The organism is Caballeronia sp. KNU42 (genome assembly GCF_053760385.1).
Genome location: NZ_CM132389.1, coordinates 1,951,773 through 1,978,451, shown reverse-complemented (window position 1 = coordinate 1,978,451; position 26,679 = coordinate 1,951,773). Strand labels below are relative to the sequence as shown.

32 protein-coding genes are annotated in these 26,679 nt (G+C 58.6%); 27 read left to right on the top strand and 5 right to left on the bottom strand.

The annotated features are described in order from the left end of the window. The first annotated feature begins 130 nt into the window (after positions 1–130). From ACSOSP_RS28065 to ACSOSP_RS28030, 8 genes are all read left to right on the top strand, one after another. The gene (locus ACSOSP_RS28065; RefSeq protein WP_455311709.1) at positions 131–316 is read left to right on the top strand and encodes a hypothetical protein; all 186 of its coding nucleotides are present in this window, start codon (positions 131–133) and stop codon (positions 314–316) included. After that, on the top strand, positions 316–546 hold the full coding sequence (locus ACSOSP_RS28060) for a hypothetical protein (RefSeq protein WP_455311708.1): 231 nt from the start codon (positions 316–318) through the stop codon (positions 544–546). The genes ACSOSP_RS28065 and ACSOSP_RS28060 overlap by 1 nt, the downstream gene beginning before the upstream one ends. Beyond that, positions 543–683, top strand: a complete 141-nt coding sequence (locus ACSOSP_RS28055; RefSeq protein ID WP_455311707.1) for a hypothetical protein — start codon at positions 543–545, stop codon at positions 681–683. Before ACSOSP_RS28060 ends, ACSOSP_RS28055 begins: the two co-directional genes overlap by 4 nt. After that, positions 680–865: a hypothetical protein gene (locus ACSOSP_RS28050; RefSeq protein WP_455311706.1), complete on the top strand. Its 186-nt coding sequence runs from the start codon at positions 680–682 to the stop codon at positions 863–865. The genes ACSOSP_RS28055 and ACSOSP_RS28050 overlap by 4 nt, the downstream gene beginning before the upstream one ends. Further along, positions 862–1,167: a KTSC domain-containing protein gene (locus ACSOSP_RS28045; protein ID WP_455311705.1), complete on the top strand. Its 306-nt coding sequence runs from the start codon at positions 862–864 to the stop codon at positions 1,165–1,167. The genes ACSOSP_RS28050 and ACSOSP_RS28045 overlap by 4 nt, the downstream gene beginning before the upstream one ends. Continuing rightward, positions 1,164–2,027 carry an ERF family protein gene (locus ACSOSP_RS28040; RefSeq protein WP_455311704.1) on the top strand — a complete coding sequence of 288 codons (864 nt, stop codon included), beginning with the start codon at positions 1,164–1,166 and terminating at the stop codon, positions 2,025–2,027. The genes ACSOSP_RS28045 and ACSOSP_RS28040 overlap by 4 nt, the downstream gene beginning before the upstream one ends. Continuing rightward, the gene (locus ACSOSP_RS28035; RefSeq protein WP_455311703.1) at positions 2,020–3,759 is read left to right on the top strand and encodes a YqaJ viral recombinase family protein; all 1,740 of its coding nucleotides are present in this window, start codon (positions 2,020–2,022) and stop codon (positions 3,757–3,759) included. The genes ACSOSP_RS28040 and ACSOSP_RS28035 overlap by 8 nt, the downstream gene beginning before the upstream one ends. 85 nt (positions 3,760–3,844) lie before the next feature. Beyond that, complete coding sequence (locus ACSOSP_RS28030) at positions 3,845–5,020, top strand: RtcB family protein (RefSeq protein WP_455311702.1); 1,176 nt, start codon at positions 3,845–3,847, stop codon at positions 5,018–5,020. A gap of 31 nt (positions 5,021–5,051) precedes the next feature. Here the strand turns inward: ACSOSP_RS28030 and ACSOSP_RS28025 are convergent, their stop codons facing one another. Then, entirely contained in the window at positions 5,052–5,183 is a 132-nt protein-coding gene (locus tag ACSOSP_RS28025) for a hypothetical protein (protein WP_455311701.1), read from the bottom strand. On the opposite strand from ACSOSP_RS28025, the gene ACSOSP_RS28020 reads away from it, so the two are divergent. The 12 genes from ACSOSP_RS28020 (at position 5,182) to ACSOSP_RS27965 (ending at position 12,604) form a co-directional block, all read left to right on the top strand. Further along, on the top strand, positions 5,182–5,340 hold the full coding sequence (locus ACSOSP_RS28020; protein ID WP_455311700.1) for a hypothetical protein: 159 nt from the start codon (positions 5,182–5,184) through the stop codon (positions 5,338–5,340). The genes ACSOSP_RS28025 and ACSOSP_RS28020 overlap by 2 nt on opposite strands. After that, the gene (locus ACSOSP_RS28015) at positions 5,337–5,759 is read left to right on the top strand and encodes a hypothetical protein (protein WP_455311699.1); all 423 of its coding nucleotides are present in this window, start codon (positions 5,337–5,339) and stop codon (positions 5,757–5,759) included. The genes ACSOSP_RS28020 and ACSOSP_RS28015 overlap by 4 nt, the downstream gene beginning before the upstream one ends. A gap of 46 nt (positions 5,760–5,805) precedes the next feature. Next, on the top strand, positions 5,806–6,156 hold the full coding sequence (locus ACSOSP_RS28010) for a hypothetical protein (protein ID WP_455311698.1): 351 nt from the start codon (positions 5,806–5,808) through the stop codon (positions 6,154–6,156). A gap of 58 nt (positions 6,157–6,214) precedes the next feature. After that, the gene (locus tag ACSOSP_RS28005; protein ID WP_455311697.1) at positions 6,215–7,456 is read left to right on the top strand and encodes a DNA cytosine methyltransferase; all 1,242 of its coding nucleotides are present in this window, start codon (positions 6,215–6,217) and stop codon (positions 7,454–7,456) included. A gap of 9 nt (positions 7,457–7,465) precedes the next feature. Continuing rightward, the gene (locus ACSOSP_RS28000) at positions 7,466–8,323 is read left to right on the top strand and encodes a hypothetical protein (RefSeq protein ID WP_455311696.1); all 858 of its coding nucleotides are present in this window, start codon (positions 7,466–7,468) and stop codon (positions 8,321–8,323) included. After that, the gene (locus ACSOSP_RS27995) at positions 8,320–8,916 is read left to right on the top strand and encodes a hypothetical protein (RefSeq protein ID WP_455311695.1); all 597 of its coding nucleotides are present in this window, start codon (positions 8,320–8,322) and stop codon (positions 8,914–8,916) included. The genes ACSOSP_RS28000 and ACSOSP_RS27995 overlap by 4 nt, the downstream gene beginning before the upstream one ends. A gap of 316 nt (positions 8,917–9,232) precedes the next feature. Further along, entirely contained in the window at positions 9,233–9,736 is a 504-nt protein-coding gene (locus ACSOSP_RS27990) for a DUF1643 domain-containing protein (RefSeq protein WP_455311694.1), read from the top strand. 31 nt (positions 9,737–9,767) lie between these two features. Continuing rightward, positions 9,768–10,154 (top strand): hypothetical protein, encoded by a 387-nt coding sequence (locus ACSOSP_RS27985; RefSeq protein WP_455311693.1) that lies wholly within the window; start codon positions 9,768–9,770, stop codon positions 10,152–10,154. A 29-nt stretch (positions 10,155–10,183) separates the two neighbouring features. Further along, positions 10,184–10,564 carry a DUF551 domain-containing protein gene (locus tag ACSOSP_RS27980; protein ID WP_455311692.1) on the top strand — a complete coding sequence of 127 codons (381 nt, stop codon included), beginning with the start codon at positions 10,184–10,186 and terminating at the stop codon, positions 10,562–10,564. A gap of 57 nt (positions 10,565–10,621) precedes the next feature. Beyond that, on the top strand, positions 10,622–10,831 hold the full coding sequence (locus ACSOSP_RS27975) for an excisionase (protein ID WP_455311691.1): 210 nt from the start codon (positions 10,622–10,624) through the stop codon (positions 10,829–10,831). Beyond that, entirely contained in the window at positions 10,807–11,991 is a 1,185-nt protein-coding gene (locus ACSOSP_RS27970) for an Arm DNA-binding domain-containing protein (RefSeq protein WP_455311690.1), read from the top strand. The genes ACSOSP_RS27975 and ACSOSP_RS27970 overlap by 25 nt, the downstream gene beginning before the upstream one ends. A gap of 58 nt (positions 11,992–12,049) precedes the next feature. Further along, on the top strand, positions 12,050–12,604 hold the full coding sequence (locus ACSOSP_RS27965) for a lysozyme inhibitor LprI family protein (RefSeq protein WP_455311689.1): 555 nt from the start codon (positions 12,050–12,052) through the stop codon (positions 12,602–12,604). A gap of 145 nt (positions 12,605–12,749) precedes the next feature. Here ACSOSP_RS27965 and ACSOSP_RS27960 read toward each other — a convergent pair whose 3' ends face one another. Further along, positions 12,750–13,220 carry a hypothetical protein gene (locus ACSOSP_RS27960; RefSeq protein WP_455311688.1) on the bottom strand — a complete coding sequence of 157 codons (471 nt, stop codon included), beginning with the start codon at positions 13,218–13,220 and terminating at the stop codon, positions 12,750–12,752. Between the two features lie 317 nt (positions 13,221–13,537). On the opposite strand from ACSOSP_RS27960, the gene ACSOSP_RS27955 reads away from it, so the two are divergent. The 3 genes from ACSOSP_RS27955 (at position 13,538) to ACSOSP_RS27945 (ending at position 17,267) form a co-directional block, all read left to right on the top strand. Next, positions 13,538–14,959: an NfeD family protein gene (locus tag ACSOSP_RS27955; RefSeq protein ID WP_455311687.1), complete on the top strand. Its 1,422-nt coding sequence runs from the start codon at positions 13,538–13,540 to the stop codon at positions 14,957–14,959. Further along, positions 14,959–15,735 carry a slipin family protein gene (locus tag ACSOSP_RS27950; protein WP_455311686.1) on the top strand — a complete coding sequence of 259 codons (777 nt, stop codon included), beginning with the start codon at positions 14,959–14,961 and terminating at the stop codon, positions 15,733–15,735. The genes ACSOSP_RS27955 and ACSOSP_RS27950 overlap by 1 nt, the downstream gene beginning before the upstream one ends. Before the next feature lie 197 nt (positions 15,736–15,932). Then, complete coding sequence (locus tag ACSOSP_RS27945) at positions 15,933–17,267, top strand: chloride channel protein (RefSeq protein WP_455311685.1); 1,335 nt, start codon at positions 15,933–15,935, stop codon at positions 17,265–17,267. 39 nt (positions 17,268–17,306) lie between these two features. Here the strand turns inward: ACSOSP_RS27945 and ACSOSP_RS27940 are convergent, their stop codons facing one another. After that, positions 17,307–18,239, bottom strand: a complete 933-nt coding sequence (locus ACSOSP_RS27940) for a LysR family transcriptional regulator (RefSeq protein WP_455311684.1) — start codon at positions 18,237–18,239, stop codon at positions 17,307–17,309. Between the two features lie 105 nt (positions 18,240–18,344). Here ACSOSP_RS27940 and ACSOSP_RS27935 point away from each other — a divergent pair, with 105 nt between their 5' ends. Together ACSOSP_RS27935 and ACSOSP_RS27930 are read left to right on the top strand one after the other, a co-directional pair. Further along, complete coding sequence (locus ACSOSP_RS27935; RefSeq protein ID WP_455311683.1) at positions 18,345–19,493, top strand: alkene reductase; 1,149 nt, start codon at positions 18,345–18,347, stop codon at positions 19,491–19,493. Positions 19,494–19,558: 65 nt separating this feature from the next. Next, positions 19,559–20,353 (top strand): SDR family NAD(P)-dependent oxidoreductase, encoded by a 795-nt coding sequence (locus ACSOSP_RS27930; protein WP_455311682.1) that lies wholly within the window; start codon positions 19,559–19,561, stop codon positions 20,351–20,353. Positions 20,354–20,585: 232 nt separating this feature from the next. Here ACSOSP_RS27930 and ACSOSP_RS27925 read toward each other — a convergent pair whose 3' ends face one another. Then, positions 20,586–21,944: an MFS transporter gene (locus ACSOSP_RS27925; RefSeq protein WP_455311681.1), complete on the bottom strand. Its 1,359-nt coding sequence runs from the start codon at positions 21,942–21,944 to the stop codon at positions 20,586–20,588. Between the two features lie 545 nt (positions 21,945–22,489). Between ACSOSP_RS27925 and ACSOSP_RS27920 the strand changes: the two genes are divergently transcribed. Then, a complete protein-coding gene (locus ACSOSP_RS27920; protein ID WP_455311680.1) occupies positions 22,490–23,695 on the top strand; it encodes a multidrug effflux MFS transporter in 1,206 nt (401 codons plus the stop codon). Positions 23,696–23,758: 63 nt separating this feature from the next. On the opposite strand, the gene ACSOSP_RS27915 is transcribed toward ACSOSP_RS27920, so the two are convergent. Next, positions 23,759–24,217, bottom strand: coding sequence for a hypothetical protein (locus tag ACSOSP_RS27915; RefSeq protein WP_455311679.1), 459 nt, complete (start codon positions 24,215–24,217; stop codon positions 23,759–23,761). An 861-nt stretch (positions 24,218–25,078) separates the two neighbouring features. Here ACSOSP_RS27915 and glpK point away from each other — a divergent pair. Then, positions 25,079–26,578: a glycerol kinase GlpK gene (gene glpK / locus ACSOSP_RS27910; RefSeq protein WP_455311678.1), complete on the top strand. Its 1,500-nt coding sequence runs from the start codon at positions 25,079–25,081 to the stop codon at positions 26,576–26,578. Positions 26,579–26,679 lie beyond the last annotated feature (101 nt).

The window sequence follows — 26,679 nt, the reverse complement described above, 5'->3', positions numbered from 1 at the left end:
AGCCATCAAAGCTGGAGATCAGCGCCAGCCGCCACCCTTAAGCAAAGGAATCACCATGCGCGGCCTAGCAATATTCTTCGCAGTGCAAATTTTCTTGTACGGCTTAATTAAAATATTTTGGGGATGAAACATGCAAACGCCAGCGCGTAACACCGACCTCCGCCACATCGACACCCGCTCTGCATTGACCGACGAAGAGCGCCACGCAGTGCGCAGGGAGCGTCAGCGCGCGGCGTTGAATCTGGTCCGCGAAGTGCCTATCGGCCGCTGGTTTGTTCCCGCCAATGTGGCGCGTAGCTTTAGTAGGGGGTTGTGATGGGCGAAATTGATGGTGGGTCTGCGTTCCCGCAAAGCAAGGGCGCTGGCGACCTGTGGGTCGCTGAAGGCGGCTTATCAATGCGGGATTATTTCGCAGCGAAAGCGCTGGCAGCAATGATCGGGCAACCGGACAAAGATCCAGAAAACCGAGGCGCAAAGGGCGTGCCGCGGCTGGCTCAGTTTGCCTACGAATACGCCGACGCCATGATCACCGCGAGGTCCGCATGAAATCCTTCACCGCCTTCAACCGCTGGACCGACGCTCGGCCCGGGCGAACCCTTCTCGCGATCTTTGTCGTGTTTGCGCTGGCGTGCTCGATGGTGCCTGGTGATCCGCCGAGCGTGGCTGTTGTGGGGGCGAGATGACTGAACAACCCGCCGTCCAGATCGCTTTCGAGTCCTACATTCGTTCGCTCGGCACGAAATTGGACTTGACTACGAATGCGCCGTCGCACCCCGATAGCTACGTCAATGGCGAGACTGCGATTGCATTCGCTGACTTTTCGGCTGGATATCAGGCCGCAAAAACAAAACAGGAGCCGCAATGAGCACTGAACTGGAAGAGAAGCCCGCGCCGGTAGTGATCGCGATGGACGAAATCGTGTCGTCGCAACTACACAGCATCGGCCACCACCCGGAATCGAGCACCCTGGCGATCCGCTTCAAAGCGAAGGACGGCAGCCCGGCCGCGCTTTATCACTACGCGAATGTGTCTGACGAAGACTTTGCGGCGTTCAAGGGTGCCGAGTCAATCGGTAGTCACTTCTATCGAAATATCAAGCCGCACGCCACGAAATACCCCTTCGTGTGCATTGAGAAGAAGACGCCGGCTCAACAGGAGCAAACATGAATACCGCAACGGTTGTCGAGGCCACCGATTTCGATGTTTATGAGCCGCCGCCAGCGCACGCCCCGGTCGTTCAGCATCAGCGCACGGCTATCGCTGCCACGACGCCGGCCGATTTGCTGCGCATCGCGGTGGAGAGCAATGCGGACCTTGATCGTCTTGAAAAACTTCTTGAACTTCAGGAGCGATGGGAAGCTAACGAGGCCCGGAAAGCTTTTGTCGTGGCAATGGCGGCATTCAAGGCTGAGCCCGTCGAGATTTTCAAGCGCAAAGAGGTTGGCTACAAAACAAAGGAAGGTGACTTCGTCGGCTACAAGCACGCCCAGTTATCGGACGTAACCGATGCTATTACCCCAGCGATGGCACGCCACGGCCTGAGTTTCGACTGGGACATCCACCAGGGCAGCGGCTCAATTACCGTTGATTGCGTCGTCACGCATGTGCTCGGTCACTCGAAAAAGGTGACCATGAGCGGCGCACCCGACAGCAGCGGGAAGAAGAATCAGATCCAGCAGGCGGCTAGCACGATTACCTACCTGCAGCGCTATACCCTACTCTCCGTCACAGGCATGTCCACGAAGGATGAAGACGACGATGGCGCCGGAGGTGCCGATGATCCGACTTCCGGCGATTCGCAACAGCAACCCAACAGCGAGCGCCCCGCCGCACGTACGGCGTCACAACCGGAACCCACCCCCTACGATCAGAAGAAGTTCGATGCCAACAAGGATACATGGCGCGAAATGGTGAAGTCCGGCCGTAAGACAACGGTAGGAATGATCCAGTTCATCGAATCAAAGGGCGCTCGCCTGACGACCGAGCAACAGAACACTATCGATAGCTGGGGCCACGAAAATGACTGAACGGATCGCGCACGACCTAGCGCAAGGCTCAGATGCTTGGCTGGAATTTCGGCTGACGCATTTTGGCGCTTCAGAGGCCGCTGCAATGCTCGGCTTGTCCAAGACCGTCAAGCGGACCGAATTGCTTCACATGAAGCATACCGGCACCGCGAAGGAATTCAGCGACTGGGTTCAGGAAAACATTCTCGATCACGGGCATGAGGTGGAGGCACTTGCGCGGCCTATTATCGAGATGTCGCTGGGAGAAGACCTTTACCCGATGGTCTTTTCATTGGGCAAGCTGTCTGCATCGTGTGATGGTCTGACGATGCTTGAAGACATCGCGTGGGAGAATAAACAGCGCAACAAATCGCTGCATGAATCCATTGCAAGCGGTGTACTGCCTATCGAGCATATGCCGCAGGCACAGCAAGTGTTGATGGTGACTGGCGCCGCCCGGTTGATCTTCTCGTGCTCGGACGGAACCGAACTCGGCACGGTAACAATGGAAGTCCTCCCAGACTATTCGTGGTTCCAACGGATTCGTGCTGGGTGGTCACAGTTTCAAAAAGATCTGGATGAATACGTTCCAGTGGCCGCTGAAATAAAGCCCGTGGGCCGCACTCCCGAAACCATGCCGGCGCTTCGCATCGAAGTCACTGGCATGGTCACTGCGAGCAATCTTCAGGCTTACCATGCCCATGCGATGGAGATTTTTGGCAACATCAATCGCGATCTGACGACAGATCAACATTTTGCCGATGCGGAAAGAACCGTCAAATGGTGCGAGGAAGTTGAAACGAAGCTCAAGGCAGCGAAGGAACATGCTCTTAGCCAGACCGAGAGCATCGATGCGCTGTTCAAGACGATCGACGACATTACCGCCGAAGCGCGGCGCGTGCGCCTCGATCTGGATAAGCTGGTCACAAAACGTAAGGTCGAAGTCAAAGACGGCATCCTGCTGACGGCGAAGGCGGCTTACGAGAAGCACATTGCCGGGCTGAAGACCGAAACCGAAGGCGCATGGATCGCTTTGCCACCACCTGACTTTGCAGGTTCGGCGAAGGGAAAGCGCACGGTCGCCAGCATTCAGGATGGTGTTGATACCGTGCTTGCCAATGCGAAGATTGCAGCCGACGCGTCAGCCAAGGCGATTCGCGCCAGCCTGACGTGCCTGCGTGAAGATACGGCAGGATTCGGGTTTCTGTTCTCGGACAAGCTTTCGCTGATCGGCAAGCCGATGGATGACCTGAAGTTGGTTATCAAGACGCGGATCGCCGACCACCAAGCAGCGGAAGAAAAGCGGCGAGAGGAAGATCGTGCGCGCATCCAGGCTGAAGAGGAGAAAAAGGCTGAAGCAAGGGTGCGTGAGCAGGCGGCAAAAGAGGCCGCTGAGGCAGCAGTTAAGGCAGCGCAGGAAGCCGCAGCAGCAAAGGCAGCGGAACAGCATGCACCGATCGTCACGCAACCCGCTCCAGCGCCCGCAATAGAACGCACACCCACCGCGGTCTCGCGACCAGCACCGACGGCGCACGTCGATCCTGTTGGCCTGCCCACGCTGCGACTCGGACAGATTAATGAACGTTTGGCGCCCATCGCCCTATCCGCTGATGGATTGGCAAGCCTCGGCTTCACGCATGCCGCTACTGACAAAGCCGCCAAGCTTTTCCACGAGTCTTCCTTCCCGCTGATCTGCGCCGCGCTGATTCGGCATATCGAAGCGGTTTCGAGCGATCAGAAGAAAGCCGCCTAGTTTCACCGCCGCTGCTCACATACATTGGCCATTGGCGTTTCCGTATGTCTTACAAGTAGCAGCGGCACCTAACATTGGAGTGGATATGAAGCAAGTTATCAACGATGAAGGCTCGCGCCCAATCAAAATCTGGACAGATTACGTTGAAGACTCGGCGCTCTCGCAGTTGAAAAATCTCGCGCGCTTGCCGTTCATCGCTGGCAATGGCGTAGCGTGCATGCCGGACGTCCACGCAGGCATCGGCTCAACGGTCGGCACCGTGATTGCAACCGACAAGGCGATCATCCCGGCCGCTGTGGGCGTCGACATCGGATGCGGCATGAACGCCGTTCGCCTGTCTTTGAAGGCAGCAGATTTGCCGGACTCGCTGGTCACGATTCGCCATCAAATCGAGCGTGACGTTCCGCTCGGCACTGGCGGGGCACATGGGCCCAAGGAATGGCCGGAAGCGCTCTACTTGCGTTACCTCGACGTGCTGCAGAAGCATCCGAAGGTTGAAAACAGAAATGCCGCTCGCCAGCTCGGCTCTCTTGGCTCGGGAAATCACTTCATCGAGCTGTGCATTGACGAGTCGCAGGACGTGTGGATCATGCTGCACTCGGGCTCGCGCGGGGTCGGTAACCTGATCGGCCGGTATTTCATCGAGAAGGCGAAGAAGCGGATGGAGCAGTATTTCATCAGCTTGCCCGATGGAGACCTCGCCTATTTCCCGGAAGACACGGCCGATTTCAACGATTATGTCGAGGCGGTTCATTGGGCACAGGACTACGCGCTTGAAAATCGCAAGATCATGATGGAAATAGTGATTGCCGCGCTGCGTCGGCACATCCCGGTTGAATTTACGATCACGCAGGAAGCGATCAACTGCCACCACAACTACGTGGAGCGGGAAAATCACTTTGGACGAAACCTTTGGGTGACTCGCAAGGGCGCTATTCGAGCACGTGAAGGCGATCTCGGCATCATTCCCGGTTCCATGGGCCAGAAGAGCTATATCGTGCGCGGCAAGGGCGATTTGCAGTCGTACTGTTCCTGCTCGCATGGCGCTGGCCGCAAGATGAGCCGAACCCAAGCGCGCAAGACATTCAACCTTGCTGACCTCGCTGCGCAGACTGAAGGCGTCGAATGTCGCAAGGACGATGCGGTTCTCGACGAAATTCCGGGGGCGTACAAACTGATCGATGAAGTCATGGCAAATCAAACCGATTTGGTCGACGTGGTGCATATCCTAAAACAGGTGCTTTGCGTCAAAGGGGCATAGACCCATGCGCCACGCCCCCGACAATCAACTCTTAATCGCCTGTGACCGCCTTCACCGAAAAACGATCCTCGGCGCGTTCGCTCTGTTTGCTGGCGTGGGCACCTTCTGGTACGCCCTCGTTCTGCTGAAGGCCTGAATCAACCGATAATTTGGAGTCAATCATGACCACCTTCCAATCAGTTGTACTAATCTGGGCAATCGTTGATGTGATTCTTGCTGCTGGGATATCTGCGGTCAAGCTGATCGGGGCGCAGCGCGAGCACCAGAATTATCCGCCGATTCGCGGGAGTGGTTGGTATGGCTGCGGGGTGGGGTTGTGAAAATCGAGAGGCAGCAGCGCGTCGAGCACGCCAATGCGCTGATCCGCGTCATTTCGGACCACGGCCGGCGATTCTTTTACAACGAGACGGCAAATCGGATTGCACGGATTGAAATCGACGGTCGCGGTCGCGTGTGGTTCATCGACGACTATAAGGGTTCGCGGATCTACACGCATGCGACGGTATTCGGAAACCATTGGCGAGGCTTCTCGCACGGCGGCACTCTTCGGTCGCTGGTCGAATCGATGCGCGATTACATCATGACTGGCAAGCAGATTGGGCGCTGGCGGATAGCTACCGAGAGATCGTTCACCGATGGCGATATCTGGGGATACGGACCTGACGCAGCGAAAGCGGTTCGTGCGGCTGCTTTTGAACTGCCGATTATGGCTCCAGAGGAACCGCGCATCGAAGCGTGAAATAACCACCCCGCGTAGTAGGTGCGCGGGATATTGAGGAAATTGTATGTCAACGGAAATCACACCGACGCCGCGGTTCTTCTGGATCGGCGAGACAAGCGAAGTGTTTGCGGCCACGTCGATTGAGCAACTGACGGCAGCAACCGAATGCGGCACTGGCATTGAGCGGTTCACCGACGACTTCGATTACACGGGCGTGCGCGTCATGAAGCTTTTCGACGAAAGCGGCGATGAAATGGATTGGGGTGAGTTTCCTGCCGACCACGCGGTGTCGTTCAACGTGATCGACGAAGACGAACGCAAAACCGGCGAAGTGTTCGAAGGGACGCTCGCCGCGGTGTTCGCACGCTGGCCGTCCAAGTCGTTGCCTGAAATGTTGATGACCGGATACGCATAACCCCTCGCCCACCACAAAGCGAGGTCGGGCGGGGCGTGGGATTTTATTGAGGTGGGGAATGAAATACGGCAGCGTGTGTTCTGGGATTGAAGCGGCAAGTTGCGCCTGGTCGCCGCTCGGCTGGGAAGCGCAATGGTTGAGCGAGATCGAGGCGTTCCCGTCTGCCGTGCTGGCTCACCACTATCCCACCGTGCCGAATCTCGGCGACATGACCAAATTCAAGGAATGGCCTGATGCAGCTATCGATCTTCTCGTCGGAGGAACTCCCTGCCAGTCCTTCAGCGTCGCAGGGCTCCGCAAGGGACTGGCTGATCCGCGTGGCAACCTCATGCTCACCTATCTTGCCATTGCTGCACGATTCACTCCCCGCTGGCTGGTCTGGGAAAACGTCCCCGGTGTTCTGTCATCAAACGGAGGAAGGGATTTTGGCTCCCTCCTCGGAGGGCTGGCAGAACTCGGGTATGGGTTCGCCTACCGGGTTCTTGACGCTCAGTACGTCCGAGTGGAATCACATTCTCGCGCCGTCCCTCAAAGACGAAGGCGTGTGTTCGTTGTCGGACATCTTGGAGACTGGCGACGTGCCGCAGCGGTACTTTTTGAGCGCGAAAGCATGCTCGGGAATTCTGCGCCGAGCCGCCAAGCGGGGCAAGCAGTTGCCCCTACCCTTAGCGCGCGCACTAAAGGCGGTGGTGGACTCGGAACAGACTTTGACTGTGACGGTGGATTAGTTGCGGGGACGCTTCAGGCATCTGGGAAAGCTGCCGGATCGGCAACGCAGCAAGATGCCGAGAGTGGATTGCTTGTCGCGCACTCTCTCCGTGCTGAAGGTTTCGATGCCAGCGAGGACGGTACGGGTCGAGGAACTCCCTTGGTTCCCGTCCTGGCTTTTGATTGCAAATCGTCAGGGCAGAACGGCTTTGGCGTTGGCGAGATCGCTTCGACGATGCGGAGCATGGGGCATTCGAACTCACATCAAAACGGCGGTGGGCATTTAGCTGTGGCGTTTGATCTTCAGCAGATCACGAGCCCGCAAAACAGAGCGCAACTTAGCGCCATCTCGCCGACGATGGCGAAGGTGAGCCGGATGCATGCGGTCGAAAACCTGGCTGTTCGGCGCCTCACCCCGCGCGAGTGCGAGCGCCTACAAGGATTCCCCGACGATTACACCTCCGTCATATCGCGCAAGAAATCGGCCGCAGACGGTCCCCGGTACAAAGCGCTTGGCAACTCAATGGCTGTACCGGTGATGCACTGGATTGGCAGCCGCATTCAACTCGTCGAAGAAACGCTTAACGCATAGGAACCACCCATGACCACATCAGCAGATACAGCGGCGATCGAGCCGGTAGCGTGGCGTTACCTGACGCCCACTGGCTGGCATGCGACCACTGACGTAGGCAAAGCACTTCGCGTCAAAGAGCACCATACCGTCGAGCCGCTCGGCGTTATCTCCACCGCCCCGACCACTGGGAACGCGCCGGAGCCACTGACGATCGACTACATCGCGAACGTGCTCGCAAGTGAAATCGTGCCGAGCATTTACGAGCAGCATGTGGCGCCTGCTCTGGAAGTCGCGCGGACCGCAGCGCCTAAAGCCCATTGGCAAGCTGTGAGCAAAACGATGGCAATCACCGTGTGGAAGGACGGATCGTGGAAGCAATGGCCAGCATCCGACGCCAGGTATGCAGAGGGCAACCCGGAGTGGTTCACGACGGTCTACGTAGATGCCCCGCCTGCCAATGCGCCTGTTGCGAGCGTGCTGACGGACGCGGTTCACAGGGCTATAGAGCGGTTCCGGGCTGAAGTAGAGAGCGCAAAGTCTGCTGTCCATATCCCTGTAACCGATGCACGACGAGTGCTATGGGCTATCGACGAAGGAAAATTTAACCGCTATGCAAAACACGGTGAATATTTATTTTCTGAAGCTTCCAAACAAGGGTGGATGGATGACGGAGAAGGGCCTTTTGAATTTATCGCCAGAATCTCCTACGCGCGAGGTTTATCAGACAGCACAGCGATCGATATGTCGGATGAGCAGATCAGCGCCATTATCGACGAGTTTGACGCATGCCATTGGATAGATGGAGAGTGCCGGATCGAGGGGAGAGACATGATGAAACTTTGTCGCGCCCTCCTTGCAGCGTCTATGGGCGGAGATCGGACATGATCGACCAATGGAAACTGGTACCGGTCGAGCCAACCAGCGCCATGATCGACGCAGGATGGGAATGCGAAGACGAACAGCGAGGAGGCATATACCGCGCAATGTTAGCCGCCGCCCCCACGCAGGGCGCAGATGCGCGACCTTTCGCAAACTGCCGGTATCGGACTTGCGACTTGCCGGGCCAATGTCGCGACGAAGGTCATTGCCACCACCCAGCAAGCGGCGAACGAGGTGCAGATGCGCGACCGGTGGCGAGTGACGGAGTCGCGATGGCGAAGATTGCTGCGGAGCTTAGTGAGCAGTTGATTTTCTCGACTGCGGACATCTACTTGGCGCGCATCAAAAAATGGGCCGGACCCGCTTACTGCGGTCGTCACGAGGACATTATCAAGTTCGCTAGATCTATTGCAGTCGCTGCTACTGATGCTGTTTTTCTGGCGGCGACCGAACCGCGCGAGCGTGAAGTATCGGTGGGTGATGCGCGGGACATTGCTCAGCGCTTCACGCTCGACACCGAGCCGGATCGGCGCGCGAACCTGCAACGAGCCATCGAAGACGCAATCAGCGCTGCTATCGCGCCAAGGAATGAGACATGACTGACCGATATGACGGAGACGATCGCGAATCGCGTACGGCCTTCCGAGCCTATGACAGCTTGAGCGAGCCTGTCTCGGGCCGTACACCCTGGCAAATCTGGCGTGACGCATGCGCATGGCAAGCAGCCCGCGCTACTGCGGACTATCGCGATAGCGTGATCGAGTTGTGCGCGACCGTGGTTGATACCTACGCTGATCGTGCGTGCAACTATGATCCGCAGCTTGCTTTCGAGAGTTGTGCCGATGCTATCCGCGCCCTTAAGTCGCAACAAGATGCTGCTATCGCCTCGCCCCGAAGCGGGACCGGAGAATCATCATGAGCGCCATCGTCAGTGAATGTGGGCAGTACCGTTTCCGGCTGGAGCGCGAGGTCAGCATGGATGGAGTCACCTTTGCATTCTTTGGCATCAACCCATCGACCGCAGATGCCACGCTAGATGATCAGACTGTGCGCAAATGGAGCGGATTCACTGCCATCAACGGAGGTCGGCGATTCATCGTCGGCAACATTTCGGCTTTTCGAGCTACGAGCGTCAAGGATTTGGCAAAGAATCTCATCCCGCCGGCACGGCATTGGGAAAACCTCGGGCACTTGAGCCGCATCTTAGATGAGGCCGATGTGCTCGTGCCGTGCTGGGGGAATCGATCTAAAGCTCCGGCGCATATGCACAATGATTTTGATGCGGTGCTCGCGATGCTGCTGGTCAGCGGTAAGCCGGTGCGCCACTTTGGCCTGACGAAGTCCGGAGATCCGAGGCACCCGTTGATGCTCGGCTATAACACGCCGCTGACTGAATGGAACCGAAGCGGGAACGTGTAAGCCCCTCTTACTAGTTGGATTGGAGATTGATGTGAGCAAACACCTGTGGGAAGAAAAACATGCGTATTACTGTACCGAAGGCGGCTATACGCATACGCAGGCTCAGCATAAGACTGTGTGGGAATTCAAGTCGCTCGCCGATTTTCTGGCTGAAATGGCAGATGCCGATATGGATTACAACCTTCTTTTCCGTTGGGATTGGGAAGAGCAGAACGAAGACGGAGAGCCGACCTATAACGGTGACGACAACTATCGGAACGGCAAGCTGAAACTATTTTTCATGGTCCAGCGCAAAGGGTTCCATAGCTGCTCGATCATTGAGGTTTGTCGAGCCGATGAGCCAAGGGTGATTGAGTTCCTGAAGCCGCGCATGCAATACCTTTTCGACTTGTGGTCACCGCTGACATTGGCTGAGTAACTCCCGCAATCGCGGGAACGGGGTAGAAGATGACTGAGCGTGAAGAATTTGAGGCGGCCATGAGCGGCGATCCGAACTACTGGCATCGACTTCTTTGGACGAAGCCTGACGGCGAGTATCGCGATCCTCTAGCTATCGGTGCGTTGATCGGCTGGCAAGCGGCACGTGCCAAAGATGCCTGGATTAGCGTGAAGGATCGCTTGCCCGACTTCGGCGTGCCGGTCTTGGTGGCATGGGACAAGTGCGCTTGGAAAAACGACGGTACAGGCTTCGTTGCGCAGGAGATGCACGCGCGCACCGACACCTCGGACGGCTGGCTCTGGTACGAAACCGTCACAGACAACTTGGACGAGTGGGATACCGATGAACTTCCGACGCACTGGCAGCCGTCGCCGAGTCCACCGGCATGACCGACAACATCTCCGAAGTTCTTCGGATCGCGGCTGTTTATTTTGGGGTGGAAAGGAATGGAAACACTTATCGCTCAAGTGGCGCCCGCACCGTATGTTACCGTGCGGCTGGCGGCAATCATTACTGGCCTGTCGGAGAAGGCGATTTATCGCAAGATTGAAGACGGCAAGTGGGTCGAGGGCCGAGAATTCTCGCGCGCACCGGACGGCGGAATATTTATCTCATTGAAAGGTTATGAGCGATGGGTCGCACGAGCGGTGGTGTAGAGGCACGAGACAGTTCGATCCGGCTGAACTTTACGCTGGACGGCAAACGGCAGCGCCCTACTCTCATGATGAATGGAAAGGTGATGGCCCCGACGCCGGCCAACCTGAAGTACGCCCACAGACTGATCGCTGAAATATGTGAGCGCATCCGAACCGGCACCTTCAGCATGGCGGAGTACTTCCCCGCCAGCGGAATGCAAACGGCGATCACCGTGAGTGGTTGGCTTGAGACTTGGCTCAAGACGAAGCGCATCGAAAAATCTAGCCGGTCTGGATATAAGGCCGCGACTAGATTCTGGACGGCGGCTGCTGTCGACGAGAAAGGGAACGCCCTTGGCCCGATGACTCTGCGGGCGGTCAAGCACAGCCACATTCTGACTTGCATCGCGAACCGGCCTGATCTCAGCGGCAAGACGATCAACAACTATGTCTCCGTATTGCGCGCTGCTTTCGAACTTGCCATGACGGACAAAATGGTTACGTCGAATCCAGCCGAAGGCGTGCCGAGGGCGAATTATCAAAAGCCACTTCCCGATCCGTTTTCTAGCGAAGAGACGGATGCGATCATCGGTGAAGCGGCGCGTGCTTACAGCGGAAACATTCACAACATGGTCGAGGCGTGGTTCTGGACGGGATTGCGCACGTCCGAGATTCTCGGCCTTGAATGGAAAAACGTCGATTTCCTGAGTGCCAAGATGTTGGTAGCGACCGTGCTCGTGGAGGGCGAGGAGAAGGACCGGACGAAAACGTCCATCGCCCGTCTCGTAAATTTGAACAGCCGCGCCGTGGCAGCTCTACAGCGCCAGCGCGAGCTCACCCAGATCAGGGGCGGCAGGGTATTCCAAGACCCGCGGTATAGCGAGGACTGGTTGAACGGGAAGGCATTCCTGAAGCTTTATTGGGCACCGATGCTCAAGCGCCTGGGGATTCGCTATCGGCGACCGTACAACATGCGCCATAGCTACGCCACCGCGATGCTGATGGCGGGCATGAAACCGGCGTTCTGTGCCAAGCAATTGGGGCATAGCGTTGAGGTGTTCTTAAGGACGTATGCCAAGTGGATGGACGGTGACGCAAATGACATGGAGATGGCTCGGCTGGAAACAGTTTTGTCCCCCGGAAGACCCAGAAACAAAAAAGAATCACGCAAGCTGTTGTAAACATTAAGAAAATTCATTTTAGAGTATGGGTGAAAGGCCCATTCCTCCAGCGATACCCATGACACTCTTCAAGACCACCCTGATCTCCGTGATTTTCTTAGGCAGTCCGCTCGCGGCGCACGCCACCAGCTTCGATTGCAACCTCGGTCGCTCAGCAACTGAAAAGCTGATTTGTCACAACCCGGATTTATCGAAGCTCGACGATGTACTCGGAAAGCTGTATTGGAAGGCGCGCCGAGCAGTCGCGGATAAGCGCTCATTCCGCGCGGACAGCGACGCCAAATGGACTTGGCGAGAAGCGCATTGCACGGATGAAACGTGCCTCACGACCTGGTATTCCAGCCGTATCGGAGAACTTCAGCAATTGGTCGATGACCTGCAATCCATCTCGAAGCCCTCGCCTGTTCGCACAGCCCCCGAGCGTGCGCTGCGGGAGCCCACGATTGCCCTAGGTCGATGCACCGTTACCGAGCCCGGTATGATTTCGCTCGACAACTGCAGGTCGCTGATGAAATCCAATATGCATTGGAAATACGACCCGCATGGAGGCGACTGGTTCTGTGGAGTCGCCGTGCTGGATGAATCGAAATTGCCTGCGGTCGCCCTGCAGTGAGCGAGCGGGCTTCCACGCGGCTTTGTACCTTGTTGCAGGCAATGACCGCGCGTAAGCCCTTTGTTAGCGGATTAGTAGATTAACCGGCCGTGTTATTTAAAAATTTCAATACCCGTATTTCTCAGGTCAAGTCTCAATCGGGTGCCTAGCGCCGGTGGCCTCCCCAGAACGAGTGCATGCCGCCGCCAACTTGCGATGATCCGCCATGAAAGCCGGAACCCATTGGCGCACCAACGTGCATATGACCCATTTGATGAAAATGGTCGAAGTGCGAATGGTGATGGAAACGATCGACGAAAATAAAGCTCACGCCCGCGCCAATGAACAGCGGCGGCCCCCAATACCACGGGTCGGGATACGGATAGTAAGCGACCGGGTATACAAGCATGCTGCCGTCAGGGGTGTCGACCATCTGCCACGTTCCATCGCTTTGCAGACATGCCCGTCCCACGACCTGCTGCGTCGAACCGTCAATATCCGCCTGGCCGGCTACGGCCCGGCAATTGGTTCCAGGGTCGACGCCCGCTCCCACGGGACCATCGTACATTTGTGCAAGCGCGGGCACCGCGAAACCCAGTGCGGCAAGCACTATTCCCAACCGAAATAACTGGCGCATTATCGTCTCCTGCGTGGACTCGGACGCACCGGCATCGATTGGCGTTTAAGCTTGCTGACGCCGCGTGAGTCGCGCTACATGGATTAAACGATTGAAGCCCTGAAAATATTCCGGCATCGCGCGCAACCGGAAGCAATCGGGCGCAGGTAAGCAAAGCCTTTGCGAGCGCCTGATGTCGCTAAGCGGCTTGTGCTGCTTTATCGTGGAAATCCTTAGAGCGCTCACGCTTGGTATGTGCTTAATTTGGCATAAGCTTAATATCAGGCAACCCTCGTTGAGCCGGCGTCACCCTGTTCGCAGACGCGGCTCTTATCGTGATGGAACGCTATCCGTCTCGCTTGTTTCTCCCGGATGCCGTGCGCGCGCTTTCCGGCACAGCGGGCTTGCTGTTGCGCAAAGCAGTGGCCTTTTTTGCGGCGCTGGTGCTCTGCAGCGCCGCAGCCGCAAGCCCGGTTGTCGTGGTCATTCCGCTTAACGGCGCTGTCGGTCCGGCTAGCGCGGACTTCGTCGTTCGCGCGCTTGCCCGCGCGGCTGAAGAACGCGCTCAACTGGCCGTTCTCGAGATCGATACCCCTGGCGGACTCGACCAGTCGATGCGCTCGATCATCAAGGCCATCCTCGCTTCGCCCGTTCCCGTTGCAGCGTTTATTGCGCCGGGCGGGGCGCGGGCGGCCAGCGCCGGCACGTACATCGTCTATGCGAGCCATATAGCCGCGATGGCGCCGGGCACCAACCTCGGCGCCGCCACGCCTATCCGTATCGGCGCGGGCGGGTCCACCGAGCCTGAGCCGGGCCAGGCAAAGACGGACATGGGCGCGGCATCCACCGAGACCACCAAGCAAGTGCAGGACGCCGCGGCCTACATACGTGGCCTCGCGCAACTGCGCGGCCGCAATGTGCAGTGGGCGGAGCGCGCGGTACGCGAAGCGGTCAGCCTGTCTGCGAGCGAAGCGTTCGCGCAGAACGTGATCGACCTGAACGCATCCGACGTACCCGACCTGCTCGCGAAACTGAACGGCCGGCATGTGCACACGATCACGGGCGATCATGTCCTGTCTACATCCGCCGCGCTTGTCATGACGATCCAGCCCGACTGGCGCAGCCGCTTTCTCGCGACCATTACCGATCCGAGCGTGGCACTCATTCTCATCACGATCGGCATGTACGGCCTGTTCTTCGAGTTCGCAAATCCCGGCCTCGCGTTACCCGGCGTTGCCGGCGCAATCAGCCTGATGGTGGGCCTGTTTGCATTGCAATTGCTGCCCGTCGACTTTGCCGGTCTGGGCCTGATCCTGCTCGGCATTGCCTTTCTCGTTGCCGAGATTTTCCTGCCCACGTTCGGCACGCTCGGCTTCGGCGGCATTGTCGCGTTTGCGATGGGTGCGCTCATGCTGTTCCGTACCGATACCCCCGGCTATGGCATTCCCGTGGCGCTCGTGGCCGGCCTGACCATTGCCACCGCGCTGTTCGTGTTCGTCGTGTCGAGCATCGCGCTGCGGGCACGCCGGCGACCCGTGGTAACCGGAGCGGAGGCGATGCTTGGCAGCATCGGCGAGATGCTGGAAGACGTGGCGCCAAGCGACAGCGGCTGGGCTCGCGTGCACGGCGAACGCTGGCGTGTGTGCTGTCACGAAACTCCGGCACTGCTCGCGCGCGGGGAGCGCGTCCGCGTGCTCGGGCGTCATGGCCTGACGCTTAGCGTGGCGCGGCTGGATGAAATGAAGCAAGGAGAAAAATAATGATCGGATTTACGTTTGGCTTTAGCGGCGTCTTGCTGGCGCTGATCATTCTTATTGTGTTCTCGTCGATCCGCATTTTTCGCGAGTACGAACGCGGTGTCGTCTTCATGCTCGGCCGCTTCTGGAAGGTCAAGGGGCCGGGCCTTGTCCTCATCATTCCGGCGGTGCAGCAAGTCGTGAGAATGGATCTGCGCACCGTCGTATTCGACGTGCCGCCGCAAGACGTCATCACCCGCGACAACGTGTCTGTGAAGGTGAACGCAGTGGTCTATTTTCGCGTGGTCGACCCGGAGAAAGCGGTGATCCAGGTCGCCCGTTTCTTCGAAGCAACCAGCCAGTTATCGCAGACGACCTTGCGCGCGATCCTCGGCAAGCATGAACTCGACGAGCTGCTGGCGGAGCGCGAGCGCCTCAACATGGACATTCAAAAGGTGCTCGATGCGCAGACCGATGCATGGGGCATCAAGGTGTCGAATGTCGAGATCAAGGATGTGGACTTGAACGAGACCATGGTGCGCGCCATCGCCCGGCAAGCTGAAGCCGAGCGCGAACGGCGCGCGAAGATCATTCATGCGGAGGGCGAACTGCAGGCGTCGGAAAAGCTGCTGCAGGCAGCACAAATGCTTGCGCAAGCGCCGCAAGCCATGCAACTGCGCTATCTGCAAACACTGACCACCATAGCCGGCGACAAGAATTCGACCATTGTTTTCCCCATGCCGATCGATCTGATCAGTTCGCTTCTTGAACGGCTCAAGGGGCCGGCGCAAAGTGGCTAGTGACTAATATTTGAATGCTTGAGGTCCCCATGGAAATCATGCGCAAACTACATTAATTAAAAAAATAAATGAATTTGACGCCTGATTCCTCAAGCGGTAGATTCGGGTTCACGCTAATTGAAGTTTCTTGATTACGCTTAACCAGTGGGCGCAAAAGTGCTCAACGGGTCGCCCCTTTCATATCTCTAACATTTTCGATGCTCGCTCAACCTTCCCGTCCCGGCGTTCCCGGTAGCCCACTGATCAGATTCTCGGTGGTCACCGTTCTTACCGGGATCGGCGCCGGCTTGGGCGGCATGGCGTTGGCGCTCCTCCTGCATCTTATTCAGCATGTCGCGTACGGCTACAGCATCACGCAGCTGGTCGGGCACGAGAGCTTCTATGAGGGCGTCGTGGCAGCATCGGCCGGCCGCCGGATTGCCGTGCTCGCGCTCTGCGGTCTCATTGCAGGCTGTGGCTGGTTCGTCATTTATCGCTATGGACGGCCGCTGGTCAGCATCAAGAAGGCCGTTGCATCCGACGACCCGCGCATGCCTCCCGTGGCTACGACCGCACATGCGATGCTCCAGATCATCACCGTTGCGCTGGGCTCGCCGCTCGGCCGCGAAGTTGCTCCCCGTGAGATCGGCTCCTTGCTTGCGGGATGGCTATCGCATTACGCAGGCCTTAGCGTCGAGCAAAGCCGTTTGATGGTGGCATGCGGAGCGGGCGCCGGGCTCGCCGCCGTCTACAACGTACCGTTTGGCGGGGCGATCTTTGTTCTTGAAGTATTGCTCCGGTCGTTCGAACTGCGTGTCGTGATTCCCGCGCTGGTCACTTCCGTCATCGCGGCCGTGGTCGCGTGGCTCGGCCTTGGCGATGAATCGCAATACGTCGTACCGCACTTCGGCTTGAGCGCGAACCTGGTGACGTGGTCCATTGTCATGGGTCCGCTATTTGGCGTGGCCGCTTTTGCGTTCGTCCAGTTGACGACAAAGGCCCGGGCAGCCGCACCGAAGGGATGGACGCTGCCGCTTCTTTCACTCATCAACTTCGTGATCATCGGCGTGCTCGCCGTGTCGTTCCCGCAGATCCTCGGCAACGGCAAGACCCCTGCGCAACTGGGCTTCAGCAATGAGCTGACTATCGGCCTTGCAGGAGCGCTGCTGGTCATCAAGGTAGCCATCACAGCCAGCAGCCTGCGAGCCGGTGCCCAGGGCGGCTTGCTCACTCCCGGCATGTCCAACGGCGCGCTGCTGGCGATCGTGCTGGGCGGGATCTGGGCGCTGATGTGGCCGGGTACGCCCATGGGTGCGTTCGCGATTGTCGGGGCCACGGCCTTTCTCGCTTCGTCGATGAAAATGCCCATCACTGCGCTCGTTCTCATGGTCGAGTTCACGCGTGTGGATCACGATTTCATCGTGGCCATGTTGTGTGCGGTGGCTGGGTCGATCGCGACGAATCGCTTGCTTGAACTCAGGCTGCAAGCGCAGCAGGCGCGATCTTCCAGCGCGAGTTCGGAACTCAAAGGCGCCGCCATATCGCGCGGCTGAAGCGGTTCACCCCTGGCAGGCTAGCGCCAGGCAACTCGGTCAACGCACCGGATCGAGATACGCTTCCAGTTCACCGGATACCGTATCGAAGCGCTCGATCAGGAAGTCGAGGATCGCGCGCACGCGTGGCGCCATGTATCGGCTACGTTGATACAGCGCATGCACGGGAACATCGGGAGAGCGCCAATCCGGCATCACGATATTCAGTCGCCCCGCCCGCAAGTCCGCCCCAACATCCCAGACCGACTTCATCACAATACCGTGACCGTCGATGGCCCACTCCCTCGCGAGCGCGCCGTCGTTCGTTTCCCGCGCACGTTCAAGGGGAACGGTAAAGGTCTCGACTTCGCTGCCGCGGCTGAATCGCCACTCATTCGCAGACCCGGAGGCGGAGCTGAGCACGATGTAGTCGAACCGATCGAGATCTCCCGGATGATCAGGAATGCCATGTATTGACAGATAGGCAGGCGACGCGCACAAAACCCGCCGGTTCGGAGCCAACCGGCGGGCGACCAGCGAGCTATCTGGCGGCACGCCGAAGCGGATGACAAGGTCGATGTCGTCCTCCACCAGGTTCGACAAGGAATCCGACAACGCCAACGCCAACGTGACCTCGGGATACAGGACGTTGAATTCGTCGAGCCAGCCCTTGAGGACATGACGGCCGAAATCCGACGTCGCCGACACCCTCACCTTCCCCCGAACCACGCTTCGACCCGCCTGCAGCGCTGCACGCGCGTCGTCGAGCGCCTGGATGGCCTGCTGACAATGGGCGAGATACATCCGGCCTTCTTCCGTCAGACGTAACTGCCGCGTCGTGCGCTCAAAGAGCCGGGCATTCAGGCTCGCCTCCAGCTTCACCAGCCGTGCGCTTGCGGCGGCAGGAGACAGCCCAAGCTTGCGGCCCGCTGCCGACAGCCCGCCCTGATTAGCCGCTTCCACAAAAAGCCGGATGTCGCCAAGCGTCTCCACGATATTTCCATTCTTTTTGAAAATGCTTCAAATCGTACACCCGTTATCAAAATGCAGCGGACTTCGCACAATGTGCACATCGTCAACCCACCCGGATTTGCAATCATGTCGACCACCGCCTCGTCACTCTTCACGCCGACTGTCGTAGCCGGCCACACGCTCGCTCATCGCGTGGTCATGGCGCCCATGACGCGCGCGCGCAGCACCCAGCCCGGCGATATTCCCAATGCAATGAACGCGCGCTATTACGCCCAGCGCGCGAGCGCCGCCCTGATCGTGACCGAGGCCACCCAGATCTCGCCCCAGGGCAAGGGTTACTCCTTCACCCCTGGAATCTATAGCCCCGAGCAGGTCGCCGGATGGCGCCTCACGACCGATGCGGTTCACGCAGCCGGCGGCCGGATCTTCGCGCAGCTCTGGCACGTGGGGCGCATGTCCCACCCGGATTTTCACGATGGTCAACTGCCGGTGGCCCCGTCCGCCGTTGCCTTCGACGGCCAGATCTGGAAAGTCGATCCGGACACCGGCGTGGGCGCGATGGTCGCCAGCCCGACTCCGCGCGCGCTTGCCCCCGAGGAGATCGCGGGCGTGATCGCAGATTTTCGCCGGGCCGCACGTAACGCGATGGCAGCAGGTTTCGACGGCGTTGAAATCCACGGCGCCAATGGTTACCTCATCGACCAGTTCCTGCGTACGACGTCCAATCTTCGCACCGACGAATATGGCGGTTCGCGTGAGAACCGCCTGCGCTTTCTCAAGGAAGTCGTCAACGCGATAGCGAACGAGATCGGCGCCGATCGCACCGCCATTCGTCTGGCGCCATTCCTGACGGCCCGAGGCATGGACTGCCCCGACATCCTGCCGACGATTCTCGAGGCCGCTGAATTTCTTCAGGCGCGCGGCATTGCCTATCTCCATCTGGTCGAAGCGGACTGGGAGGATGCGCCGCAGTTCACCGAGGCATTCCGTCAGGCCATTCGTGCCCGTTACACGCGCCCGATCATTGTTGCCGGCAAATACGACAAGGCGCGCGCCGAGTGGGTGCTGTCCAAAGGCTACGCCGACCTGGTTGCCTTCGCCCGGCCCTTCGTCGCCAATCCCGACTTTGCACGCCGGCTCGCCGAGGACCTGCCGCTGGCCGCCTTCGATGCCAGCACGCTGTTTGGTGGCGATGAGCGCGGTTATACCGACTATCCCGCCTTGCCGAAAGCAGAAACCCTGGTCGAGGTCAGTGACGCCGCCGATGTGTCCTGAACGCGCATCCGGTTACCCCCGGGTTAGCGACGTGAATGCACATCCATTGCCATAAGGAGCAGGACATGTTTGGTTATCAAGGCTCAACCGCCCTCATTACAGGGGCATCGAAAGGACTGGGGAAAACCTTCGCGCATGCGCTCGCTGCACGCGGAATGAATCTCGTGCTGGTAGCCCGGTCCGGCGATGCCTTGCAGACGCTGGCGGAGGACCTGACTACCAGATACGGCGTGCAAACCGTCGCACTCAGCATTGATCTTGCCCATCCCGACGCCACGCTCCATATTGGTGATGAACTCGGACGCCGCGGGATTCAGGTCGACCTGCTAGTGAACAATGCAGGGCTTGGCCTGACCGGCAGCTTTCTCTCACACGATCCGACGAAGGAACACTCGGAGATCCAGGTAAACGTTCAGGTGCTGGTCGCACTCAGCCATCTGCTCGGCACCGGGATGACAAAGCGTGGCAGGGGCGGCATCATCAACCTTGCATCCAACGCCAGCTTTCAGCCTCTTCCTTACATGGCCACCTATGCCGCGACCAAGGCTTTTGTGCTCTCCTTCAGTGAAGCGCTGCAATACGAGCTGGCCGGCACGGGTGTTCATGTGATGGCGGCTTGCCCGGGACCAACGGCAACGAGCTTCTTCGACGGGGTATCGACCGACGTGTCACCGAAAGACATGGATAGTTCGGAATCCGTAGTTGATAAGACGCTCAACGCCTTCGATCGCAGGAAAGCTGTCGCCTACCCGGGGCGCCCAAGCGTGCGAATGGCGACCTGGTTGTCGCGATTGCTTCCTCGCGCGCTCGTCGTGCGCATCGCGGCGATGGCGTCGGGAAAAATGGGGCTCCACGGCTGAACCGTGGCGTACAGTTGATGCGCAACCCGCCCGCATTGATACAGATCCTTACGCAAGTCCCTGCTCAAGCGTCCGGAAGAAATTGGTAAGAAACAGAGAATATGGGGAAAGACCTGTTTCAAACAAAAACGCTTATGCTACATCCTGTTCTCGCCGGGCCTCCCCCGTCCCTGCGAGCAACGCTCCGTAAGCTTTCACCCGCACCTTCGAGAGAGGTGCGGGTTTTTTTCGTCTAGTGCGAGATGGTTTCCATGTCGCTTATCTTGACGGTTCCACGCGGTTGAACGGCTTGTTTGATCAGCAGTGCAACGCATGCCACCACACCGGGCACCGCCACCACGGCAAAGATGCCCTCGAAAGTGAAGTGCTGCCGGGTCAGTTCCGCAACCAGGAATGAGCCGGCGATCCCACCGAACCGGCCAATACCGAGCATCCATGCAACGCCGGTGCCGCGCCCTTGGGTCGGATAGAACGCTGCCGCCAGTGCGGGCATCGACGACTGCGCCGTGTTCATCAGCACGCCTGCCGCGAACACGACGAGTATCAGCAAGCTGATATTGCCGGCGGAGTGGCCGATGCAATACACGCTGACGGCGGTCAACGCATAGCATGCCGCAATAATCCGGTTCGGATTGAACCGGTCCATCAGGACGCCGCACAGCACGGCGCCCACGCCGCCAAGCGGGAACAGCGCGGAAATCAACGTAGCGCGCTGCGGGCTCAGACCCGCTTCCTTCAGCAGGATCGGCATCCAGTTGATCGATGCGTAGAAGATGACGAGTCCCATGAAATAAGTCAGCGAAAGCATCACCGACCCAACGATGTATTGCCGGGACAGCACGAGCCGGATACCGCTTTTTCCGGGCACGGCCTGAGCCTGTTCCGTCATGACGAACGAAGCGGCGTCGGCGGCGCTGCGGCCAATGCGGCTCAGCGTTGCCCGAATCTTGTCGACGGAATGCGCATGAGCGACCCGGTAACGCACCGACTCCGGAAGCGCGATGAGCAGCAAGACCGCCAGCAAGAGCGGCGTCGTTCCGCCGAGCACCAGGACGCTGCGCCATCCGAAAGCGGGAATCATCCACGCCGCAAGAAATCCGCCGAACGCGGCTCCTAGCGGAAAGCCGCAGAACATCAGGTTGATCAGGGTTGCGCGCCGGCGATCCGGACAGAACTCGCTCATGATCGTCACCGCATTCGGCATGGCCGCGCCCAGTCCGAGTCCAGTGATGAACCGCAGTATCGTCAAGTGCGTCAGGTCGCCGGAGAAAGAGGAAGCCAGGCACGCAACGCCGAAGATCACCACCGATGAAATCAGCAGCACGCGCCGTCCCAGCCGGTCGGAAAGCGGACCGGCGAGGAGCGCGCCGAACGCCAGCCCGAACAATGCGGCGCTCAGGACCGGAGCCAGCGCAGGCCTGCTGATATTCCACTCGGTGATCAGCGACGGGGCGATGAACCCGATAGCGGCTGTGTCGAATCCGTCCAGCAGGACGATGACAAAGCACATGGCAAATATCAGCCACTGAAAAGCGCCGAACGGGTGTTCATTGATGAACGTCTGAACGTCGACTGACGGACTCCTGCTCATGTCTCTTCCTTATATTTTTGTTAGGTCGTCACCGGGCGTGCGATTCTCCCAGTTTATACACACCACGCTTCTGCGGCGGGGATACTAGTGGCGGGATATCAGCGCCGACTATGCGGGGCAACCCCTAGGTTCGGGCAGGTGCGTCCGGAGCATCGCCGTTGATCCGCTTGGCATAACGCTTCTCAGGCACTATCCGGGATTTGTATAGTGGATATCGCTGAGTTCGCAATAACTTTGCCAAGGGCCGGCAATTCTTTAAAGCGGCTAGAGGCGCCTTGAGAAAGTAAGCAGATAAGAAGCCCTAAGACCTAAGCGAATCAGATCAACTTCGCCCGGCGATCGCTAACGCATGTTCTCGGTTGGCGCAAAATCCCGAAGAGCAGCCGTCGATAAAGTGGCGAACGCTGCCGCGTGCGTCCTGGCGAATATCGAACTACTTGCAGCAGGCGATGTCGATTTCCCAAGGCGTCGTTCGTCATGCAAATAGCGCCGCAATCCGGCGTGACTTCGATTACCATGCCGCCACTCTTTCCTACCGATAAATAATGACACGACGCTTTCTTCAACTTGCCATCGTGCTGGGCCTGATTACCGCCGTGGGGCCGTTTGCCATCGACATGTACCTGCCCGCCCTGCCTTCCATCGGAGGGGCACTGCACGCCACCCCGGCCGAGGTGCAGATGAGCCTGATGGTGTTCTTTATCACGCTCGGGGTCTGCCAGCTCGTGTACGGCCCGCTCTCGGATATCTTCGGCCGCAAGATGCCGATCTATGCCGGCCTGGCAATTTTTACCATCGGCAGCGTGGGCTGCGCCTTTGCACCGGACATCCACGTGCTGATCGGCTTCCGTGTACTCCAGGCGTTGGGCGCGTGCGCCGGCATGGTCGTTCCGCGAGCGATCGTGCGGGACCTTTACACCGGTCACGACGCCACCCGGCTCATGTCGCTGCTTATGCTTGTCGTGAGCGTTTCTCCGCTCTTGGCGCCGCTGACCGGCAGCTTCATCATTGCGGGTTTCGGCTGGCGCGGCGTCTTCTGGGCGCTGACGGTGGCGGGCGGACTTGCCCTCGTGCTAGCGGCTACGCAGTTGAAAGAGACGCGGGAAATCCATCATCGCGCCGACAGCTCGTGGGCGAGTGCGTTCGCGGGTTATCGCAAGTTACTTAGTGATCCGATGTTCCTTGGTCTCACGTTTGTCGGTGCGTTCGGCGTCTCGTCGTTTTTTATCTACCTGGCAAGCGCCTCGTTCGTGATCATCAACCACTATGGCTTGTCGCCCACCATGTTCAGCCTGTGCTTTGCACTTAACGCCGCGGCGTTTTTCGGCTTCAGCCAGTTGACTGCACGGCTCACTGCCAGATACGGCCTGCCGCGCGTCATTCGCGTAGCGGTGACCGGCTTCGCGATTTCGATGAGCATCGTTGCGGTGCTGTTTCTGGCGGGCGCCGACAGCCTCGCGGTGATGATGGTTTTCCTGTTTGTCGGCTATGGTTTCCTGGGGCTTGTCTTGCCGACTTCCGCGGTGTTGTCGCTTGAAAATCATGGTGCGATCGCGGGTACGGCTTCGGCGCTGATGGGTGCATTGCAGTTTGTCGTGGGCGCTGCGGTGATGGCCGTATCCGGTTTGTTCGCCGGTGGCGCGCCAAAGCCGATGGTCGTCGGAATCGCACTTTCCGCGCTGGTCGCGTTTGCCATCGCCCGCCTCGCTCTGCGTGACGAAAAAGCCAGGCTGCCAGTCGCGGCAGAGTGAACCACCTGCATGGCATTGAGTGGCAGCAGACGTCCCAGCTTGCAAAAAGCAGCCGTTATGACGTCAATGGGCCTTGCAAAGAATCGCCGTCATCACCGGTGTGACTTCGTGAACGATGGCGTCGCTGCCTATTTGATGCAGGCGGTCCCTGACGTCGTCCGACGCGCCTGTCACCACGACACCGTAAGCCCAGTCGCCGACGGGGTCTCCCTTGCCCGGTTTGAAGAGCGGATCGTCCTTCTCGTAACCAAGCACCACGAAGACCGGGAAATCGAACGCCGTCAGCTTCACGCCATGGGCGGGCCGGAACGCGTTGATCGAGTTCTTCTCGACATGCATGGGCTTGGACTGTATTTCCCCACTGTTCATCAACGCGCTGATGAACACATGGCCCGTCGATTTGCAATCGAGCTGTTCTTCTACCGCGCTTGCATGTGCAAGTGCCGGCAACAAACCGAGGGGCGCGAGCGCGACCACGGCAACGACACGAATAAGCTTGGTGACCTGTCTCGTAACCCGCATGGTTGGCCTCTATTTTTCTCGACATTGCATCAACCGCGCCCAATTTTTTGTCGCGGAGTCTAACTCTACCTGCACCGATAAATTATTGCCGGGTTGCCCCGATTCCCTTAAACCCATTACAAACAATCGTGATTCGGCAGCGGACCTGCAAACCGGCGCTCGCTTGAATTCCATGAACCGGGCCGTCAGCACATCCAAACCTTCGCTTGCAGAGTCACCCCTATTGCGGACGCTATTGTTTGACGTGTCCGTTCTCTTGCGAACTTTCAAAAATCTTTACCGGCATCGTTTCGAGGTTTTCTACTAACCCCGATGCACCTGACTGCGCTCATGCCAGCGATAAAAATGAGCCTTTACATTTTCGATTTTGTTCACTAGCATTCGAATTCGAACATTATCGATTCGATAGATTTTCTTAATTGAGATATGCGAATGACGTGAATCAGGACGCGATGGCTTACCTACTGGTAATTAAACGAAACATCGACCAGCACAGCATCATGAGCGAAATCGAGCGATTTGATTTTTACGGTGTTCTTTTTCGAACAAGATGAGTTCGTTTCCAGGCGAAATGGGAACGAGAGCGAATCGCTGCGTGAAAATCGCGCTGCATAGGTGATGCGTCGGGCATTGAATGAAATTGCGCGGTGGTTTGCGGATGAAACCACCCCTTCATCCCGCCAGTTGGCGGCCCTTACCTCAACCGCATGAAGCGGCTAGCTGGATCTATCGACGTAATAAAACCGTAATATCCGTAGAAGCGCCCGTCTCACCGAAGCCGCAGTCAAAATAAGAAGTCAGCAACGTCGCGAGGCATCATGCACGAAGCGGCGATCCATTTAAAAACCAGTGGAGAAGACAATGCAGGAGCAATACATCCTCGCGCTCGATCAGGGCACGACAAGTTCACGCGCAATGGTGTTCGATCGCCAGGGCAACGTAGTGTCGGTAGCGCAGAAAGAATTTGGCCAGATCTACCCGCAACCAGGCTGGGTTGAGCACGACCCTCAGGAAATCTGGTCGACCCAGGCCGGGGTCGCCGCCGAAGCCGTCACCCGCGCGGGCCTGAACGGTGCATCAATCGCCGCTATCGGCATTACCAACCAGCGCGAGACCACCATTGTCTGGGATCGCGAAACCGGCCAGCCGATCTACAACGCCATTGTCTGGCAGGACCGGCGCACCGCCGACTTCTGCGACCAGTTGAAGGTGCAGGGGCTGGAAGAAAAGGTCCGTGCCAAGACGGGCTTGCCTATCGATTCCTACTTCTCCGCGACCAAGATCCGCTGGATCCTTGACAACGTGGAAGGCGCGCGCGAAAAAGCGAAACAAGGACGCCTTGCGTTCGGTACGGTCGATAGCTGGCTCGTGTGGAACTTCACGAAACACGGCCTGCATATCACCGACGTCACCAACGCGTCGCGTACCATGCTCTTTAATATCCACACGCTCAAGTGGGACGACGAGCTCCTGGACGCGCTCGACATTCCGCGCAGCATGCTGCCCGAAGTGCGTGCCTCGTCGGATGTGTACGGTCCGACCAAGACCACGGTATTCGCATCGAAGATTCCGATTGCCGGCATTGCAGGCGACCAGCACGCCGCCCTCTTCGGCCAAATGTGCACGACGTCCGGCATGGTGAAAAACACCTACGGCACCGGCTGTTTCCTCGTCATGAACACGGGCGACAAGCCCATCGAATCGCGCAACAACCTTGTCACCACCATTGCGTGGCAGATCGGCGACCAGGTCAACTATGCGCTGGAAGGCAGTATCTTTATTGGTGGCGCTGTCGTGCAATGGGTTCGTGACGGACTTGGCATCATCAAGAGTGCGAGTGAAATCGAAGCGCTTGCGCGCAGTGTGCCGCATAGCGACGGCGTCTATATGGTGCCCGCTTTCGCCGGCCTGGGTGCGCCGCACTGGAATGCACGCGCACGCGGCACGCTGTTCGGCGTGACACGTGGCACGACCTCCGGCCACATCGCACGGGCGGCACTGGAAAGCATCGCGTTTCAATCAATCGATGTGCTGAAGGCCATGGAAGCTGATTCCGGCATCCGCATTGGCGAGCTGCGCGTGGACGGCGGTGCGGTCGCCAATAACCTGCTGATGCAATTCCAGGCCGACATGCTGGGCGTGGACGTGGTGCGTCCGCAGATCAGCGAGACCACTGCGCTAGGCGCGGCGTATCTGGCCGGGCTGGCAGTCGGTTACTGGAAAGATGTGAATGAACTGCAAAGCCAATGGAAGCTGGACCGCCGTTTCTCGCCGGATAGTGCGCCTGACGAGGTCAAGCGCCAGATGCACGGCTGGCAACGCGCGGTGAATGCCGCCAAGGCGTGGGCCGACGCCACCTGAGCTCGGGTTGAGCTTACGTTGAACCGGCGTTCAACGTAAGCCTCAGTTACGTCATCCTGGTCTTCTCCGCTGCAACGCAGATCTTCTTTTAGGAATCCTCC